The sequence below is a fragment of the Pseudoflavonifractor sp. An176 genome (genome assembly GCF_002160435.1).
GTDB lineage: Bacteria > Bacillota > Clostridia > Oscillospirales > Oscillospiraceae > Enterenecus > Enterenecus faecium.
Map to the genome: position 1 here is coordinate 1 of NZ_NFKO01000014.1, position 19,254 is coordinate 19,254.

Sequence of the window (19,254 nt, forward strand, 5' to 3'; positions counted from 1 at the left end):
TAACAATTTGGATACGCTCTTCCTGCGTGGTTTCCCGTCCTTGCTTCATGTAGCTTCCTCCTCCTGAGTGTTTTACGGAGTTGAAATCTCCATGAGCATTATACACCTTTATCCAATCCCTGAGCTGTGCACGATTCCCAATATGATATTTTCTGCAAATATCTGCCAGACTTCCTATGCCAGACAGATAATCCTCCACGGCCTGCCTCTTTAACTCCGGTCTGTACACATGGTTTTTGCGCGATAGAAATGCATCTACCCCATCTGCCTCATAGTTGCGTATCCATTGATTGACTGTCTCACCTGAAACCTTGCCTCTCCGAGCCGCTTCACTTATGCTGATCTGTCCCTTGAGATAATCTCGTATAATCTTGATCTTTTCTTCTACACCTAACTTTTGCTTCCTTGGCATGACAATGCTCCCCCCATGATTGACAGTGTTTTATTTCACTGTCTCTCATAGAGGGAGCATATCACTGTGCCGGGCGGCAAACATTTTACTTCTGGGCTTCCTCTTCCTTGGGAATGATGAGGTTGAGGAGGATGGCCATAATGGTGGCCACCACCACGGAGGAGGAGCCGAACACGGTGTTCACCCAGCCGGGGAAGCCAGCGCCGGACAGGCAGCCGGACACCTGGGTGATGCCCACGCCCATGGCCACAGACAGACCCATGACGGCGCTCTTCCGGGGAGTAAAGCCGCCCTGGGTGATCATGCGGATACCGGTCATGGTGATGGCGGCAAACACGGAGATGGTGGCGCCGCCGATGACGCTCTGGGGAATGGTGGTGAGCAGGGAGGCGAACTTGGGCATCAGGCCCGCCACCAGCAGGATACCGGAGGCCAGGGCGAACACGGACCGGTTGATGACCCGGTTGACGGTGACGATGCCCACGTTCTGGCTGTAGGTGGCGGTGGGCAGGCCGCCGAAGAACGCGCCCAGCACGCTCATGACGCCCTGACCGATGATGCCGCCGGACAGCTCACGGTCGGTGGGCATACGGTCCAGACCGCCCATGGTGGTGGAGCTGAGGTCGCCGATGGTCTGCACGGCGTTGACCACGTAGACAATGCTCAGGGACACGGCGGCGGAGGGCACGAACTTGATCTCAAAGGGCATGAACTGGGGCAGGGCAAACCACTGAGCGGAGCCGATGGAGGAAAAGTCTACCAATTCCAGGGGAATGGAGATGACATAGCCCACAATCATGCCGATGAGGATGGCGCCCAGTTTGGTCAGCCCCTTGGTGAAGTTGGTCAGGGCGATGACCACCACCAGGGTGATGAGAGCCACCAGCCAGCTCTTGGGGGTGCCAAACTCAGGGGTGCCAGCCCCGCCAGCCATGTACTTCACGGCAGTGGGGTAGAGGGACAGACCGATGGTGAAGATGACGGTGCCGGTGACCAGGGGCGGGAAGAGGGGGCGGATCCACTTGACGAAGATGCCGAAGACGATGGCCACACAGCCGCCGATGATCTCCGCGCCCAAGATGGTGGCGATGCCGAACTCCGCGCCGATGGCCTGGAGGGTGGGGATGTAGGCAAAGCTGATGCCCATAATGACGGGCAGGCCCGCTCCGATGCGCCCGAAGATGGGGAACAGCTGGAGGAGGGTGGCCAGGGCGGTGAGGATGAGGGAGACCTGAATCATCAGGGTCTTCTGCTCCTCGCTGAGGCTACAGGTGTTGGAGATGAGGATGGCGGGGGTGATGATGCCCACCACGGCAGCCACCACATGCTGGAGTCCCAGGGGAATGAGCTGTCCTGTGGGGGGGATACCCTTCCACTGGAATACCGTGTCGGATTTGGTTTGTTTCATCTGCTTCTCTCCTTCTCGTTTTCTCTTTGTGTTGTCCATACTTAAAAAACACCGGGAGGGAACACAAGGTGTTCCCTCCGAGATTGTCATGGGAAAAGCCAAAGACCATGCAGGGAGTCGTGACGATCTTGCATTGACAAAAGCCCTCGGCAGAGTTTTCCGCCCGCAGGCGGGAAAAAATTGAAATCTGTTTTTTCCGAGGACATGCGCCTCGGAAAAAACACTTCTCAGCCCGCTGCATCCCCTCGAGAAAACGCTTGCGTTTTCGAGAAATGATTATACATTGAAGCGGAAGAGAATGATGTCTCCGTCCTTGACCACATAGTCCTTGCCCTCGGAGCGGATCAGGCCCTTCTCTCGGGCGGCGGCCATGGAGCCGCAGGCCTTCAGGTCCTCAAAGGCCACGGTCTCGGCCCGGATGAAGCCCCGCTCGAAGTCGGAGTGAATCTTACCGGCGGCTTGGGGGGCCTTGGTACCGTTGGTAATGGTCCAGGCGCGGCACTCGTCCTCACCGGCGGTGAGGTAGGAGATGAGGCCCAGCAGGGTGTAGCTGGCGTTAATGAGACGGTCCAGACCGGACTGGGCGATGCCCAGGTCCTCCAGGAACATGGCCTTCTCCTCGCCGTCCAGCTGGGCGATCTCTGCCTCCAGCTGGGCGCACACGGGGATGCACTGGGCCCCTTCCTCGGCAGCCCGCTGGGACACCTGCTGATAGTACTCCACCTGGTCGGGGTGGGAGAAGCCCTCCTCATCCAGGTTGGCGGCATAGATGACAGGCTTGAGGGAGAGCAGTTCACTGGTGGCGATGAGGGCGGCGTCCTCCTCGTCCACCTGGCTGAGGTAGCTGCGGGCGGACTTGCCCTCGTTGAGCCAGTCCCGCAGGCCCTGGAACACCTCTGTCTCGTGGAGGAACTTCTTATCCGCCTTGGCGGCCTTGGTGGCCTTGTCAATGCGGCGGTCGGCCATCTCCACGTCGGCCATGATGAGCTCCAGGTCGATGATATCAATGTCCCGGATGGGGTTGGTGGAGCCCTCCACGTGGATGACGTTCTCGTCGTCAAAGCAGCGCACCACGTGGACAATGGCGGCGCACTCCCGGATGTTGGCCAGGAACTTGTTGCCCAGACCCTCGCCGTGGCTGGCGCCCTTCACCAGACCGGCGATGTCCACGAATTCCACCACAGCGGGGGTGGTCTTCTTGGGCTTGTAGAACTCACTGAGCCAGTCCAGACGGGCATCGGGGACGGCCACGATGCCCACGTTGGGGTCGATGGTGCAGAAGGGGTAGTTGGCGCTCTCCGCACCGGCGTTGGTGATGGCGTTGAACAGGGTCGATTTGCCCACGTTGGGCAGACCCACAATACCGAGCTTCATAGATAAGGATATCCTTTCAGACGTTATATATTCTCAACGATTATACAGGGTTTGGCATGGAATTACAAGATGAAGCCGTGAAAACTGTGGGCATAGCTCTTTTATTTTGCAAGATGGTATGATATGATATCACTATTGCACAACAATTCCATTCACAGGCATATTCAAGGAAACAAATCGGAATTTTATGAGGAGTTTGAAATGGACACACAGGAAAAGTGGTTGGAGTGGGCCATGGAATTGCAGAGCATCGCACAGGCAGGCCTGTTCTATTCCAAAGACAGATTTGATTTGGAACGGTTTGAGCGGGTCCGCACGGTGGCAGCGGAAATGGTTTCCCATCAAACGGAGCTTCCGCTCAACAAGGTCAAGGATTTGTTTTGCAACGAAACGGGGTATCAAACGCCGAAAATTGACACGAGGGCAGCCATGTTTGACCAGGGGAAAATCCTGCTGGTGCAGGAGCATGACGGCCGATGGGCGCTCCCGGGCGGTTGGTGCGATGTGGATGTCTCGGTCAAAGAGAACACCATCAAAGAGGTCAAGGAGGAAGCCGGCCTGGATGTCACTGCGGATAAAATCATAGCCGTACAGGATCGGTCAAAGCACAATTTGCCCGTATACCCCTACGGTGTATGCAAGATCTTTGTCTTATGTACCGTAGTTGGCGGCCACTTTGAAGAAAACATCGAGACCCAAGGGTTTGCCTATTTCTCGGCGGAGGAACTGCCAACATTGGCAACGGAAAAAAACAACGAGGAACAGATCCGCATGTGCTTCGATGCGTTTCACAGTCCCAACTGGGAGGTCCTGTTTGATTAAAGCAGAGACCTTGGTAGGCGACGTGTGGGAAGGGTCCTTTTATTTTGAAACATGGTGTGATATGATAACACTATTGTATAACAATTCCTTCCATCCCAGATGGAAGAGTGGAAAAAGGAGTTAGACAAATGGATTACGCAGCAGAATCTTTGAAACTTCACTACCAGTGGCGGGGCAAGCTGGACACTGTGCCCAAGATGGAGGTCAAGGACCGCCAGGCCCTGTCCCTGGCCTACACCCCCGGCGTGGCCCAGCCCTGCCTGGAGATTCAGAAGGATATCAGCAAGAGCTACGAGCTCACCGGACGGTGGAACACCGTGGCGGTGGTCACCGACGGCACCGCCGTGCTGGGCCTGGGCGACATCGGCCCCGAGGCCGGTATGCCGGTGATGGAGGGCAAGTGCGTGCTGTTCAAGGCCTTCGGCGACGTCAACGCCGTGCCCCTGTGCATCCGCTCCAAGGACGTGGACGAGATCGTCCACACCGTTTCCCTGCTGGCAGGCTCCTTCGGCGGCATCAACCTGGAGGATATCTCCGCCCCCCGCTGCTTTGAGATCGAGCGCAAGCTCAAGGAAGTGTGCGACATTCCCATCTTCCACGACGACCAGCACGGCACCGCCATCATCGTGGCCGCAGCCCTCATCAACGCCCTGAAGCTGGTGAACAAGAAGATTGAGGACATCACCGCCGTGTTCTCCGGCGCTGGCGCCGCTGGCACCGCCATTTTCAAGCTGCTGAAGTCCATGGGCCTGGGCGACGCCATTATCTGCGACCGCAAGGGCGCCATCTGCTCGGCCCGCACCGACCTCAACGACGAGAAGAAGGCTCTGCTGGAGCTGTCCAACAAGGCCGACAAGTCCGGCTCCCTGGCCGACGTGATGGTGGGGGCCGACCTGTTCATCGGCGTGTCCTCCCCCGGCGTGGTCACCCCCGAGATGGTGAAGACCATGGCCCCCAACCCCATCCTCTTCCCCATGGCCAACCCCGTGCCCGAGATCATGCCCGACCTGGCCCGGGAGGCTGGGGCCGCCGTCATCGGCACTGGCCGCAGCGACTTCCCCAACCAGATCAACAACGTGCTGGCCTTCCCCGGCGTGTTCCGGGGCGCCTTCGACGTGCGGGCCAGCGATATCAACGAGGAGATGAAGCTGGCCGCCGCCCGTGCTCTGGCCGAGCTGGTCAGCGACGAGGAGCTCACCCCCGACTATATCATCCCCGCCCCCTTTGACCAGCGGGTGTGCCCCGCTGTGGCCGCCGCTGTGGCCCAGGCGGCCCGGGACAGCGGCGTGGCCCGCATCTAAGGCCCGGGACCCCATACACACCAGTTAGGAGGTTATGACATGAACCAGGATACCAATACCCACGGCAGCGAACAGGACAACCTGCACTATCTGCGCATGCTGGCCAAGCAGTACCCCACGGTCCAGGCCGCCAGCACCGAGATCATCAACCTCCAGGCCATTCTCATCCTTCCCAAGGGCACCGAGCACTTCATCTCGGATGTCCACGGGGAGTACGAGGCTTTCCAGCATATCCTCAACTCCGCCTCCGGGGTGGTGCGGGAGAAGATTGACCAGCTGTTTGCCACCAGCGTGTCCAAGGCGGACCGGGACCAGCTGGCCACCCTCATCTACTACCCCCGGGAGAAGCTGGAGGAGCTCCAGAGCCGCATGAACCAGGAGGACATGGAGGAGTGGTACCGCCTGACCTTCCACCGCCTCATTGAAATCTGCTGTCTGGTCAGCTCCAAGTACACCCGCTCCAAGGTGCGTAAGGCCATGCCCAAGGAGTATGCCTACATCATCGACGAGCTCATCCACACCCACTACGAGGACACCGACAAGCGGGACTACTACGAGAACATCATTTCCACCATCATCGAGCTGGACCGGGCCGGGGATTTCCTGGTGCAGCTGTGTCAGCTCATCAAGCGCCTGGCGGTGGACCACCTGCACATTGTGGGGGATATCTTCGACCGGGGCCCCGGTGCAGATATCATTCTGGACGCCCTGATGGACCACCACAGCGTGGACATCCAGTGGGGCAACCACGACGTGCTGTGGATGGGCGCCGCCTCCGGCTCCCGTACCCTGGTGGCCACCGTGCTGGTCAACTCCCTGCGCTACAACAACCTGGACGTCATCGAGACGGGGTACGGCATCTCTCTGCGCCCTTTGTCCGTGTTCGCCGCCGAGGTGTACAAGGACTGTGACGTCAGCCGCTTTGAGGTCAAGCTCAGCCGGGAGGACGAGGAGAACTATAACGAGCGGGACAAGCGCCTGGCCGCCCAGATGTACAAGGCCATTACCATCATCCTCTTCAAGCTGGAGGGGCAGAAGATCATGCGCAACCCCTGCTTCCGCATGGACGATCGGCTGTTGCTGGACAAGATCAACTACGAGGACAAGACGGTGGTGGTGGACGGCAAGACCTACGCCATGGAGGATACCGACTTCCCCACCGTGGACCCCGCCGACCCCTACACCCTCACCCCGGAAGAGGAGAAGCTCATCAACCAGCTCACCCGCTCCTTCCGCCACAGCGAGAAGCTCCAGCGCCACGTCCGCTTTCTCTACTCCAAGGGCAGCCTGTACCAGGTGTTCAACGGAAACCTCCTGTTCCACGGCTGCATTCCCATGACCGAAGAGGGAGAGTTTATGCGCTTCTCCATCGGCTGCGACAGCCTGGGGGGCAAGGAATTTCTGGACTTTGCCGACCTGGCCGCCCGCAGGGCCTATTATGATAAGGTGGGCTCCCCTGAGCGGCAGTTCGGCATGGACTTTTTGTGGTTTTTGTGGGCCGGGCGCAACAGCCCCATCTTTGGCCGGGACCGCATGACCACCTTCGAGCGGCGGTTCATCGCCGACGAGTCCACCTGGACCGAGCAGAAAAACGCCTACTATCGCCTGTACCACGACCCCCAGGTGTGTGAGAAAATCCTCCATGAGTTCGGCCTGGAGGGGGCCCACTCCCACATCATCAACGGACACATCCCGGTCAAGTCCAAGAAGGGGGAGAGCCCAGTGAAGGGGGGCGGCAAGCTCATCGTCATCGACGGCGGGTTCTGCAAGGCCTACCAGAAGACCACTGGCATCGCCGGGTACACCCTCATCTACAACTCCAACTTTATGCGCCTGGTCTCCCACCAGCCCTTTGCAGGCCGGGAGCGGGCCATCCATGAGAACTGGGATATCTCCTCCAGCTCGGAGATCTTCGAGCGCATGGAACAGCGCATGAAGATTCGGCAGACCGACGTGGGCCGTCAGCTGCTGGAGCAAATCCGGGACCTCAAGGACCTGGTGGCCGCCTACCGGGCTGGTGAAATTGTGGAAAATCATTCATAATCCAAGGAGAATTGCCGTAGACTTCCAGGGTCTACGGCAATTCTTTGTCCCTTTTGCAATTTGACTTTTGTGTAAAATTCGTGTATAGTCTGTGTGAATATGCAAAAAGGAAAGGAACCTGGAGAAATTGTGATGGAATGGAAAGAAATGGACAAGAAAAGGAGAGGCATTCTGCTCACCGTGATGCTGCTGACCCCCGTGACGGCGTTTTATCTCATGCAGCTGATCATGGGCACCAAGTTCGTAGACGTCAAGCTCATGGCAGTGGCGGCCAACGGGCTGTGGTTGGCCGGGGTGTACTGGTTGCTGTGCTCCTTCACTGGGTACCCGGTGATGAGCAGCTTGGTGGTGCACCTGCTGTCCGCCCTATGGGGCATGGCCAACTACTTTGTCAATCTGTTCCGGGGTACCCCCATTCTTCCCTGGGACTTCTCCGCGCTGGAGACGGCGGCAGCGGTGTCCGGCAGCTACAAGCTGAGCTTGACAAAGGACATGTATCTGTGGTTGGGCGTGCTGCTGGTGGCGGCCATTCTCTTGCGCAAGTACTTAACCTGGGGCAAGTTCCGGCCCACAGGAAAGACCATCATGCCCCGTATGGCGGGGGTGGTGGCCGGCCTGAGCCTGATGTTCATCTTTGCCCAGCCCGCCGTGCTGGAGGAGATGAAGGTGGGGGCCTACACCTGGCAGCAGATGGTGGGCTACTGCACCGATGGAGCCCTCAGCGCCTTTTTTGACAACACCAAGTACATGGAAGTGGAGCAGCCCACCAACGCCACCATTGACGACGTGAAGTACGTCCTCAGCCAGGTGGAGGACGCCCAGGGGGAGGGGCTGACCTTCCACGTGGAGGGCCCCGCCGACCAGCAGGGCGGCACCCAGACCGGGGAGAAGTACAACGTCATCGCCATTATGAACGAGTCCTGGGCGGACTTTGAGAGCTACGGCAACCTGTCTCTCAGCGAGAGCGTCATGGACTACATCAAGTCCCTGGACAACGCCGTCTTTGGCCACGCCTATTCCTCTGTGTTCGGCGCTGGCACCAGCGCCTGTGAGTTTGAGTTCCTCACAGGCAACTCCATGGCCTTCCTGCCCTCGGGCAGCGCCCCCTATCAGCAGTACATCACCCAGGAGACCCCCTCCATGGCTTCCCTGTTGGGGGATTTGGGCTATCGCACCCTGGCCTTCCACCCCGGAGAGGTGAAGTCCTGGAACCGGGATAAGGCCTATCCGCTGCTGGGCTTTGACGAGATGAAGTTCCGCCAGGACCTGGATGTGCCCGAGCTCATCGAGCACGCCTACCCCAGTGATTACACCGACTTCCAGCAGATCATCTGGGAGTTTGAGCACAAGGAGGCCGGGGAGCCCCTGTTCCTCTTCAACGTCACCTATCAGAACCACGGCGGCTATGAGGAGCCGGACTACCCCACCGAAGTGACCCTCACCGACTGCCCCGGCCAGTACCCCCGGGCCGAGCAGTATCTGACTCTGGCCAACAAGACCGACGAGTATTTCAAAGAGCTGGTGGACTACTTCTCCACCTATGAGGAGCCCACCATCATCGTCATGTTCGGCGACCATCCCCCCTCTCTGGAGCAGGAGTTCCTGGACAAAGCCTACGGCGTGGCTCAGGCGGACATGACCATGGAGCAGTACATGGCCAAGTTCCAGGTGCCCTTTGTCATCTGGTCCAACCGCCCCCTGGAGGCCGAGGACGCGCCCCAGGAGACCAGCCTCAACTTCCTGGGCCAGTACCTGCTGGAATATGCGGGCATCGAGACCGACCTGTACGGCAAGTTCCTTCAGGAGGTGCAGCAGCAGCTGCCCGTGTTCACCTCGGTGGGCTACATCGACACCCAGGGCAAGGCCTACAGCCACTGGGAGACCACCCAGTATGAGCAGCTCCTCAAGGACTACCAGCTGCTGCAATATGATCGGCTGTTTGGTATTTCTGATGTAACATAAATTGCATAAAAAAGGAGCGTTCCGCCTGGAACGCTCCTTTTTTATGCAATTTATGGCCGCAGCCGTCCGTACAGCTTGGTCGTCCGGTACAGCCGATGGGCCAGCTCTTGGGTGAGATAGCCGGGGGTGGCCCGCCACTGCCAGTTCTCTCCGGTGGTGGAGGGGGTGTTGATGCGCCCCTCACTGCCCAGGCCCAGCACATCCTGCATCTGGACGATGGTGTACCGGGCGGCGCTGGCCCAGATGCCCCGCATCATGCCCCAGTTCTCCCCCTCTTCCGGGGTGAGGTTCAGGTAGGCCCGGGCGGCAGCCACGTCGTCCGGGTCGGCGGTGCGGGTCCAGCCCAGGGCGGTATCGTTGTCATGGGTGCCCACATAGGCGATGCAGTTGACGGGGTAGTTGTGGGGCAGGTACAGGTTTTGCCCGCTGTCCCGGTGGTCGAAGGCAAATTCCAGCACCTTCATGCCGGGGTACCCGGTGTCGGCCAGCATCTGGTGCACCGAGGGGGTGAGAAAGCCCAGGTCCTCGGCGATGATGGGCCGATCGCCCAGAGTCTCCTTGAGGATGTTGAAAAAGGCGATGCCCGGGCCAGGACGCCAACGGCCCCGGCGGGCGTTTTTGTCCCCGGCGGGGATGGCATAGTAGGAGTCAAAGCCCCGGAAGTGGTCAATGCGCAGCACATCATAGATGGTGAACTGGAAGGCCACCCGGCGCATCCACCATTCATAGCGGTTTTCCGCCATGCCCTCCCAGTCGAAGAGGGGATTGCCCCACAGCTGTCCGTCCTCGGAGAAGCCGTCGGGGGGACACCCGGCCACCTCGGTGGGGCACAGGTTCTCGTCCAGCTGGAACTGCTGGGGATTGGCCCATACGTCGGCGCTGTCCGAGGCCACATAGATGGGCAGGTCCCCGATGATGGAGATGCCCTGGCGGTTGGCGTGCTCTTTCAGGGCTTTCCACTGGGCGAAGAAGAGGAACTGTACCCCCTTCCAGAAGAGAATGGAGTCGGCCAGCTCGCCCGCCAGCTCCTCCACGGCCTGGGGCTGGCGCAGCCGGATGGGGTCGGGCCATTGGGACCAGGGTGCCCCATCATAGGAATCTTTGAAGGCCATAAACTGGGCGTAGGGCTCCAGCCACTCCTGCTGGGTGCGGCAGAAGTCGGCCAGCTCCTGGGGCCGCTTGATGCTCAGACGAGATACCGCCCGGCGGAGGATGGGGAACCGCTGGCGGTAAATGAGACCGTAGTCCACCTGGGTGGGACTCTCTCCCCAGGTGAGGGACTGAAACTCCTCGGGCAGCAGCAGCCCCTCCTGGGCCAAATCATCCAGGTCAATGAAGTAGGGGTTGCCGGCAAAGGAGGAGAAGGACTGATAGGGGGAATCCCCAAACCCGGTGGGGCTGATGGGGAGAATCTGCCAGTAGGTCTGGCCGGACTCCACCAGGAAGGAGACAAAATCCCGGGCGCTTTGACCCAGCGTACCCACGCCATAGGGGGAGGGCAGGGCGGAAATGGGCATCAAAATACCGGAACTTCTCATGGAACATCCACCTTTCTCTCACAGGAAAACAACACCGCCGGTTCCCGCTGCGGCGTGCCAGATCGGAGGGAAGCTGGAGAGACAGGGGAACGGAGGAATTTATATTGTGTATTATGCTATAAAATGACGAAAAATGCAAGGGGGCTTGACAAGTTTTTGCACAAAGTATACAGCAGCGAAGACGAATAGCGTTCTGTTGTCATGATCTTCCGGGGAGACAACCGGAAGAAGCGTGAGTGTATTCACGAGTATCCACAATCCAGTACCATAGAAGAGCAGAAGGGAGGGAAAGGAAATGGGAAATCTGTATGGCTATATTCGTGTCAGCACCAGAGAGCAGAATGAGGATAGACAGCTTCTTGCCATGAAAGAATTATTCATCCCGGAGAAAAATATGTTCATAGATAAGCAATCGGGCCAGGATTTTCAACGGCCCCAGTACCGGAAAATGGTGCGAAAATTAAAAAAAGACGATTTGCTTTTTATCAAAAGCATCGATCGTCTAGGGAGAAACTATTCTGAAATTCTGGAGCAATGGCGGATTCTGACCAAGGAAAAGGGCATTGACATTGTGGTACTGGATATGCCGCTATTGGACACTCGCCGGGGCAAGGACCTGATGGGAACATTTTTAAGCGACATTGTCCTGCAAGTGCTGTCCTTTGTGGCAGAGAATGAACGCACCAACATCCGGCAGCGTCAGGCGGAAGGGATCGCTGCGGCCAAGGCAAGGGGCATCCGCTTTGGCAGGCCTCCGAAGCCGTTGCCGGAAAATTTTCATCGCCTGTATCAACAATGGAAAAGCGGAAAAATAACCGGTACCACAGCTGCAAAGCTGTGTGGAATGCCGCTGTCTACGTTCCGATATCGTGCGGAAATTTACGAAAATGCCAAATTACTGTAAGTGGGCAATTTTGCAGAAATGTGTACTTTTTTGTAAAATACACACCTCTTTAAGTGAGCAAAATCATTCTACTATAACACGGAAGGAAAATCCAGTGGCAAATGTAAAAATCAGCAAAGTGCACACAAAATTATCTGGAAAATATACCTGCAAAAAAGTACACGATTATGTAAGTGAAAATCAAAGACTTTGCAGGGAGGAAAAGAGATGTCAAAAGAGAGTAAAATGGTAACTTGTAAGCATTGTGGAGCTGAAATTGCTGCGAGTGCCAAGACATGCCCCCAGTGTGGCGGGAAAAACAAGAAGCCCATTTATAAGCGCCCGTGGTTTATTGCTGTGATTGCCATTATCATTCTTGGCGCAATTGGCGGTTCTTTGGGCGGCGAAACCGCCGACAAGCCGGGGAAAACTGATGCTCCAGTGTCCCAATCTGAGAACATCAACACCACACAGCCGGAATCCGAAACCCCGGAAATCACTTATACCGCATATGCCGTCTCTGAGCTGATGGATGATTTGAATGGCAACGCACTGAAAGCAGCGGAGAAGTATAAGGACCAGTACGTGGAGTTGACGGGTCGCCTGAATGTCATTGACAGCAGCGGTATGTACATTTCCATTGTCTCTACCCAGGACGAATTTGCCATTTTGGGAGTTCAGTGCTACATCAAGTCGGAGGACCAGAAAACAGCGGTGATGGATATGGCTGTGGGTGACACCTTGGTGGTCAAAGGAAAAATTACAGATGTGGGAGAAATTTTAGGGTATTCCCTGGATATTGACTCCGTGGAAAAAGCGGCAAATTAAATAGCTCATAACCGATGAAAGGATTTCCATACCGGAAATCCTTTCATCGGCTTCTAGAAGTGGAATTGCCTGAAAGACCCTCAGCGGTAGAAGATCACATAATTGTCCCCCTCCTCACATATATATGCTCGTGTGAGAACCATGAGGGAGTGTTGCCGTTTGAAAGGGAACATGGAAGAGCGAGCCTGCGAGATGGCACTGTACATCATCGAAGAGAAGGGCACGGTGCGCAGTGCCGCCCAGAAATTCGGCTTGAGCAAATCCACGGTGCACAAGGACCTGTCCGAGCGGCTGCCCACCTTCAACCGCCCACTGTATGAGCAGGTGAAGGTGGTGCTGGAGGTCAACAAGGCCCAGCGACACATCCGGGGCGGCCTGGCCACCCGGAAAAAGTACAAAGGGGAATGAAAACATCATCGGCTGTGGCAGGTCAAGGGCGGCGTGCCACAGCCGATTTTGTGTGCAGCGGCGGAAATTTGACATTATCACAGTTTCCAATCTGGCCTGTTTACCGGAATCTTACAACTTATCCGTACAAAAACAACGGGAAACGTGGAGGTTGTCTGGAAAAAGACGGGAGGAACGGAAAAATTGTATTGTAAAGTACGTACAAATTTACGGAGTTGACCGGCTTTCCCTTGAGCAAAATGGACAGACTATGGTACAATAAGCATACCAATCTTGGCAAATAAGGAGGAAGCTATGAAGACCAACTGGAAACGGCCGGCATCTGCGGCCCTGGCAGCGGTGATGACCCTGTCGCTGGTGCCCCTCTCGGGCACGGTGCGAGCGGCGGAGCCTGTCCAGCCCACTGCCCACTATGACATGTCCCACAGCGGCAATCAGCTGCTGGACGTGTCGGGAAATGACAACCACGCCACGTTGTACAACACCGTAGACGGGAATTTCTCTACCTACGGGGACACCAATGTGCTGCACTTTGCCAACAAGCAGTACGCCACCTTGCCCCAGGGACTGATTGGCGAGTCGGACAACGACTGCGCCGTGGAGATCACCCTGTCTGTGGACGGGGGCAACTCCGCTCAGTGGGCCTGGGTCATCGGTGATGGCGTGGGCAACTGGGGCGATGGCCGCATTGGCAACTACCTGTTTGTGGGCCCCAAGTCCAACCAGGGCAGCTATGCCGGAAAGACCCTCACGGGCATTAAGGTGGGCAACGAGGCCGCCGGCGGCGAGAAGCGCAGCAGCATGCCCAATGTGGGCTGGAGCGACGGCTACCACACCCTTACCGTGGTCAGCGAGGACCAGACCGTCACCACCTACCTGGACGGCGTGGCCATCTCCACCATTGACCACGACTACAACCTGGCCGACGTCATCCCCGACGGGGATGTGTTGGGCTACATCGGAAAGTCCCTCTACGCCCCCGACCCCATGCTCACCGCCGATGTGGTGGACATGAAGGTCTATGACGAGGCCCTGACCCAGGAGCAGGTCCAGGCCAGCATGCCTGGTGTGGAGGTACTGGCCGATCTGATGATGGACGACATCATGGCGGAAGTGCTCAGCGGCAACCCCTCCGCCGACCAAGTGACCCGTGATCTGTACTTCCCCACCACCGTGGGCAGCGCCACCCTCACTTGGGGGGAGAGCAGCAACCCCGACGTGGTGGACGCTGACGGCGTGGTCACCCCCTCGGTGGACGGGGATGTCACCGTCACCATCCCTGTGACCATCACCATCCACGGCGAGAGCGTGGAGAAGACCATCACCGTCACCGTGCTGGCTGGCGAGCCGGGCAGCAATGAGGGCGAGCTGGTGGCCGCCTACGACATGACCCACGAGGGGAACACCCTGGTGGACGTGTCCGGCAACGGCAACGATGCCACCCTGTATGACACCCAGGACGGCGACTTCGTCACCTATGGCGATCAGACCGTGTGGCAGCTGGACGGGGCGGGCTATGCCACCCTGCCCTCCTCCATCACCGAGGCCATCGGGGACAGTGAGAACTTCACCATGCAGGCCACTGTCACCACCCAGACCAACGCCGCCCACTGGCTGCTGACCATCGGCGACGGCTTCGGCAACTGGAACGACAAGAACGTGGGGGACTACATCTTCGTCAACCCCTGTGAGAGCAACGGCAACTTCCTGGCCGCCATCAAGACCGGCACCGGCAGCGCCTGGAAGGAGACCCGCCTGCCCGTGGTGGACAGCGGTATGGGCCACGTGGAGGGCTTCGGCACCGTGACTTTGGTGGGCCGGGGCGGCACCCTGAGCCTGTATCTGGACGGGGAGCGGGTGTCCACCGTCACCCAGGACAAGACCATCCAGGACGTGCTCCCCGAGGGCGACGTGATGGGTTACATCGGCAAGTCCCTGTACACCCTGGACTCCCTGCTCAAGGCCAACATCTCCGATGTGAAGGTCTGGTCCTACGCCCTGAGCAAGTCTGAGATCGAGGCCTCTCTGCCCACCGGGGAGGACAAGGCGGACATGGTCATGGCCGACCTGTACGATGTGGTCAAGGGGGATAACGCCAGCCTGGACACCGTCACCGACGACCTCACCTTCCCCACCAAGCTGGACAACGTGACCCTCACCTGGGGCACCTGGGATAACACCGATGTCATCGCCGCCGACGGCACCGTCCACGCCGTGGTGGGCCAGGAGACCAAGGTGACCATTCCCGTGTCCTTCCAGGTGGATGGCGAGAGCTACACCGTGGAGCTGAAGGTCACTGTCATGCCTCTGGATGTGGACCAGGAGCTCACCGAGGCCCTGGAGTCCATCGACATCCCCAACAAGGACGATGTGCGGGGCAATATCACCCTGCCTGAGACCACTTCCAACGGCCTGGACATCACCTGGTCCACCGACCGGGCCGACATCGTCAACGTGGAGCCCATCCCCGCCACCGTGGAGGGCTATGACGACACCCCCGCCGGCACCGTCACCCGTCCGGAGAGTGACACCGTGGTCACCGTCACCGCCCAGGTGACCCTGGCCGACCAGACCGTCACCAAGGACATCGCCCTCACCGTGAAGGCTGCTCCTGAGCCCATCAGCGAGGAGGACTACACCGACTACTTCTTTACCTACTTTGCCGGCGAGGGCTACTCCGACGGCGAGCAGATCTACTTTGCCGCCAGCCAGGACGGCCTGAACTGGACCGATCTCAACGAGAATAAGCCTGTTCTCACCTCCGACAAGGGCGAGAAGGGCGTCCGTGACCCCTTCATCATCCGCTCTCCCGAGGGGGACAAGTTCTACCTCATCGCCACCGACCTGAAGATCAACGGCGGCAACGGCTGGGGCGCTGCCCAGACCGCTGGCAGCCAGGCCCTGATGGTGTGGGAGTCCACCGACCTGGTGAACTGGTCCGACATGCGCATGGTCACCGTCAGCGCTGGCATTGACGCCGGATGTACCTGGGCCCCCGAGGCCACCTACGACCCCCTCACCGGAGAGTATGTGGTGTACTGGGCCTCCAAGGTGGAAGAGGACGGCTACGCCAAGCAGCGGCTGTATTACGCCAAGACCCGGGACTTCTACACCTTCACCGAGCCCCAGGTGTTCATTGAGATGGACGAGTCCTCCATTGACACCACCATCATCCGTTCTTCCGAGGACGGCAAGTACTACCGCTACACCAAGAACGAGGGCGGTGCCACCAACGACTACGGTGCCAAGACCAAGACCGTGTATGTGGAAGTGGCCGACACCCTGCTGGGCGCGTGGACCCACATCCCCTCTGACTCCCTCAACGCCAACCAGTGGGTGGAGGGCCCCACCATCTTCAAGTTCAACCAGGACGACCAGGACAACGGCGCTTACTGCCTGCTGGTGGACCAGTTTGGCGGCATTGGCTATTACCCCCTGGTCACCGATGACCTGACCACCGGCGAGTTTGCCCAGCCCGACACCGCCTTTAAGATGCCCAGCCGTGCCCGCCACGGCACCCCCATCCGCATCACCTCTGAGGAGTACGCCCGTCTGATGCAGCAGTACGGTGGCCAGACCGTGGACAACAGCAGCCTCCAGGCCGCTGTGGATGCCCAGGTGGAGGCAAACCTCCAGGCTGCCGACTACACTCAGGACAGCTGGGAGCGCTATGACGCCGCCCTCACCAACGCCCAGGCCATTCTGGACAAGGGCACTTCCGCCACTGCCGCTGAGGTCAGCGCTGCCCAGGCCGAGCTGGAGGCCGCCGCCATGGCCCTGGTGCCCGCCAACCGCGCCGCTCTGGAGCAGCTGGTGGAGGAGTGCGCCGCTCTCACCAATGACGGCTACACCCAGGAGAGCTGGGACGCCTTCCAGGCCGCTCTGACGAGTGCCCAGACCCTGCTGCTCAACAGCGCTGCCACCCCCGCCGACCTTGCCGCTGCCACCGATGCCCTGGAGCAGGCCAAGGCCGCGCTGGAGAAGGAGGAGCAGCCCGGCCAGGCCGACAAGTTCCTGCTGGAGTACGCCTACCACTACGCTCTGGAGCAGGACACCTCCAACCTGATTCCCACCGTGGCCGCCAAGTTTGAGGCCGCCATGGAAAACGCCAAGGCCGTGCTGGACGACCCCGCCGCCACCCAGACCCAGGTGGACGCCGCCTTTGACCAGCTGGTGGAGGCCATCCACATGCTGGACTTCACCCGTGGCGACAAGACCATGCTGGAACTGCTCATCACCCGGGCCGACGGCATGGTGGACAACGCCGACAAGTATATGCCCGACAACTGGCAGCTGTTGGTGGACGCTCTGGCCAAGGCCAAGGACGTGTACGCCGACCAGGACGCCATGGACGGGGAGATCCAGCCCGTGGTGGACCAGCTGCTCAGTGCCATCCTGGCCCAGCGCTTCAAGGCCGACAAGTCCATTCTGGAGGACCTCATCCATCAGTACCAGGATACCGACCTGGAGGGCTACACTGCCCAGTCTGTGGCCGCCTTCCGCAGCGCTCTGGCTGCCGCCCAGGCTGTGATGTCCGACGAGACCCTGTCTGAGGAGGACCAAGCCACTGTGGATGCCGCCGCCGAAGCCCTGAAGGCCGCCTATCAGGGCCTCACTGCTGAGAATCCCCAGCCCTCTGAGACCCCCGAGGCCTCTCAGAAGCCCGAGGCCACCGACAAGCCCCAGGCCACCGAGAAGCCCGAGCGCGTGCCCCAGACCGGGGACAACGCCCAGCTGATGGGCTACGTGGTGGCTCTGGCCGCCGCTGTGTGCCTGCTGGCTGGCGCCACCGTTGCCGTGCGCCGTCGCCGCAGCTAATAAGCTCAAAAACGCCGGAGTCAGGTTTCGCCTGACTCCGGCTTTTTCGTATTTTAGTTATTCTTTTTCAAAGGACACGATGGTCACATCGTGAATCCACTGGGCGCTGAGGAATCGGCGCAGGCCGAAGATACACTTGATGATGTTCTCACTCATCATGGACAGGTACACCCAGAAGATGCCCAGCTGGAACACCAGGCCGGACAGGGCGGCCAGGGGGATGGCGGCCAGCCACAGGGGGGAGAGGTCGATGAGGGTGGCCATGCGCACGTCACCGCCGCCCCGGAGCACCCCCACGATGTTGGTGGTGTCAAAGGAGCGCAGGGGCATAAAGCAGAAGACCACCGTGAGCATCATGGTGCAGATGTCCCCGGCCTGGGCGGACAGGTGGAAGAGAGGGTAGAGGTAGGGGGCGATGATGAAGTAGAGGATGAGCAGGAACACGCCTCCCGACACCAGCCCGAAGGTGAAGGCCAGCACATCCAGCAGCGCCCCCAGGCTGAACACCTGGTCGGTGCGCCCCGAGCCAATCTCCTGGCCCACCAGGATGGCGGCGGTGCCGCCGATGGCGAACACGCCCACCGTGCACAGGTTGGTGATGTTGCCGGCGATGGCGTAGGCGGCCAGAATCTCCTTGGACCCGTCCATATGGCCCATGATGGTGGGGAACAGGGAGGTGCCCAGGCCCCAGAAGGTCTCGTTGCACATGACAGGAGTGGAGAAGCGGATAAACCGCCGGGTCATCTCCAGGCCGGGGCGGAAGAAGAGGGCGGGCTGGATGCGGAAGCCACGGTCCCGGATGGCCCACACCACGGCAATGGAGCAGGAGAGAATACGGGCCAGCAGGGTGGCCAGGGCGGCACCCTCCTCGGCCATGCGGGGAGCGCCCAGGTTACCGAAGATGAACACCCAGTTGAGGAAGGTGTTGCCCAGCATGGACACCGCCAGGATATACATGCCTCGGTTGGGCTTGCCCATGGCCCGGTGTGCCCCGATATACACCTGGACAAAGCTGTCAAAGAAGTAGGACCAGCCCACAATGCGGGCATAGCGGGCGGCGGTGGCGATGACGTTGGGGTCGTTGCCGAACAGGCTCATGAAGGGCTGGGTGGCAAAGCCCGTGATGAGGGCAAAGACCAGGGTGATGGCCCCGGCCACATACATGCCGATGCCAATGACCCGGTTGATGGAGGCGTAGTCTCCCTTGCCCCGGTATTGGCTGATGAGCACCGCCGAGCCGCTCTGGATGCCGAACATCATCAGCTGGATGACAAACACCGGGATGTTGGCCAGAGTGACGCCCGCCAGAGGGCCTTCGCCCAGGGTGCCCACCATGAAGGTGTCCACCAGGCCGAGGGAGTTGGTAATGAGGTTTTGAATGAGGATGGGGAGGGCCAGGGCCACCAGATGGCGGTAAAAGCCCGGCTCCCGTCGGAAGAAGGAACGCATAACAGACC

The 19,254-nt window shown here is 59.3% G+C and carries 13 protein-coding genes; 8 read left to right on the forward strand and 5 right to left on the reverse strand.

The features are described from left to right. The 3 genes from B5F12_RS07340 to ychF all read right to left on the reverse strand — a co-directional run. Positions 1 to 412 (reverse strand): helix-turn-helix domain-containing protein (locus B5F12_RS07340; protein ID WP_143482355.1); only part of this gene is annotated, 412 nt, incomplete at its 3' end. An 85-nt stretch (positions 413 to 497) separates the two neighbouring features. Beyond that, a complete protein-coding gene (locus tag B5F12_RS07345) occupies positions 498 to 1,820 on the reverse strand; it encodes a solute carrier family 23 protein (protein WP_087232566.1) in 1,323 nt (440 codons plus the stop codon). Positions 1,821 to 2,096: 276 nt separating this feature from the next. Then, positions 2,097 to 3,194: a redox-regulated ATPase YchF gene (ychF, locus tag B5F12_RS07350; RefSeq protein WP_087232569.1), complete on the reverse strand. Its 1,098-nt coding sequence runs from the start codon at positions 3,192 to 3,194 to the stop codon at positions 2,097 to 2,099. 201 nt (positions 3,195 to 3,395) lie between these two features. Here ychF and B5F12_RS07355 point away from each other — a divergent pair, with 201 nt between their 5' ends. The 4 genes from B5F12_RS07355 to B5F12_RS07370 all read left to right on the forward strand — a co-directional run bounded on the left by B5F12_RS07355 (position 3,396) and on the right by B5F12_RS07370 (position 9,322). Further along, complete coding sequence (locus B5F12_RS07355; RefSeq protein WP_087232572.1) at positions 3,396 to 4,016, forward strand: NUDIX hydrolase; 621 nt, start codon at positions 3,396 to 3,398, stop codon at positions 4,014 to 4,016. Between the two features lie 128 nt (positions 4,017 to 4,144). After that, positions 4,145 to 5,317, forward strand: a complete 1,173-nt coding sequence (locus B5F12_RS07360; RefSeq protein WP_087232575.1) for an NADP-dependent malic enzyme — start codon at positions 4,145 to 4,147, stop codon at positions 5,315 to 5,317. A gap of 39 nt (positions 5,318 to 5,356) precedes the next feature. Continuing rightward, positions 5,357 to 7,360, forward strand: coding sequence for a fructose-1,6-bisphosphatase (locus B5F12_RS07365; protein ID WP_087232578.1), 2,004 nt, complete (start codon positions 5,357 to 5,359; stop codon positions 7,358 to 7,360). 132 nt (positions 7,361 to 7,492) lie between these two features. Beyond that, the gene (locus tag B5F12_RS07370; protein WP_087232581.1) at positions 7,493 to 9,322 is read left to right on the forward strand and encodes an LTA synthase family protein; all 1,830 of its coding nucleotides are present in this window, start codon (positions 7,493 to 7,495) and stop codon (positions 9,320 to 9,322) included. A gap of 50 nt (positions 9,323 to 9,372) precedes the next feature. Here B5F12_RS07370 and malQ read toward each other — a convergent pair whose 3' ends face one another. Beyond that, the gene (malQ, locus tag B5F12_RS07375) at positions 9,373 to 10,860 is read right to left on the reverse strand and encodes a 4-alpha-glucanotransferase (RefSeq protein WP_087232584.1); all 1,488 of its coding nucleotides are present in this window, start codon (positions 10,858 to 10,860) and stop codon (positions 9,373 to 9,375) included. Between the two features lie 295 nt (positions 10,861 to 11,155). Between malQ and B5F12_RS07380 the strand changes: the two genes are divergently transcribed. The 4 genes from B5F12_RS07380 to B5F12_RS07395 all read left to right on the forward strand — a co-directional run bounded on the left by B5F12_RS07380 (position 11,156) and on the right by B5F12_RS07395 (position 17,797). Next, positions 11,156 to 11,764: a recombinase family protein gene (locus B5F12_RS07380; protein WP_087232587.1), complete on the forward strand. Its 609-nt coding sequence runs from the start codon at positions 11,156 to 11,158 to the stop codon at positions 11,762 to 11,764. 207 nt (positions 11,765 to 11,971) lie between these two features. Next, a complete protein-coding gene (locus B5F12_RS07385) occupies positions 11,972 to 12,571 on the forward strand; it encodes a zinc ribbon domain-containing protein (protein ID WP_087232590.1) in 600 nt (199 codons plus the stop codon). Positions 12,572 to 12,730: 159 nt separating this feature from the next. Further along, positions 12,731 to 12,979: a sporulation transcriptional regulator SpoIIID gene (spoIIID, locus tag B5F12_RS07390; RefSeq protein WP_087232593.1), complete on the forward strand. Its 249-nt coding sequence runs from the start codon at positions 12,731 to 12,733 to the stop codon at positions 12,977 to 12,979. A 294-nt stretch (positions 12,980 to 13,273) separates the two neighbouring features. Continuing rightward, a complete protein-coding gene (locus tag B5F12_RS07395) occupies positions 13,274 to 17,797 on the forward strand; it encodes an immunoglobulin-like domain-containing protein (RefSeq protein ID WP_087232596.1) in 4,524 nt (1,507 codons plus the stop codon). Positions 17,798 to 17,854: 57 nt separating this feature from the next. Here the strand turns inward: B5F12_RS07395 and B5F12_RS07400 are convergent, their stop codons facing one another. Next, entirely contained in the window at positions 17,855 to 19,246 is a 1,392-nt protein-coding gene (locus tag B5F12_RS07400; RefSeq protein ID WP_087232599.1) for an MATE family efflux transporter, read from the reverse strand. Between the last annotated feature and the right edge of the window lie 8 nt (positions 19,247 to 19,254).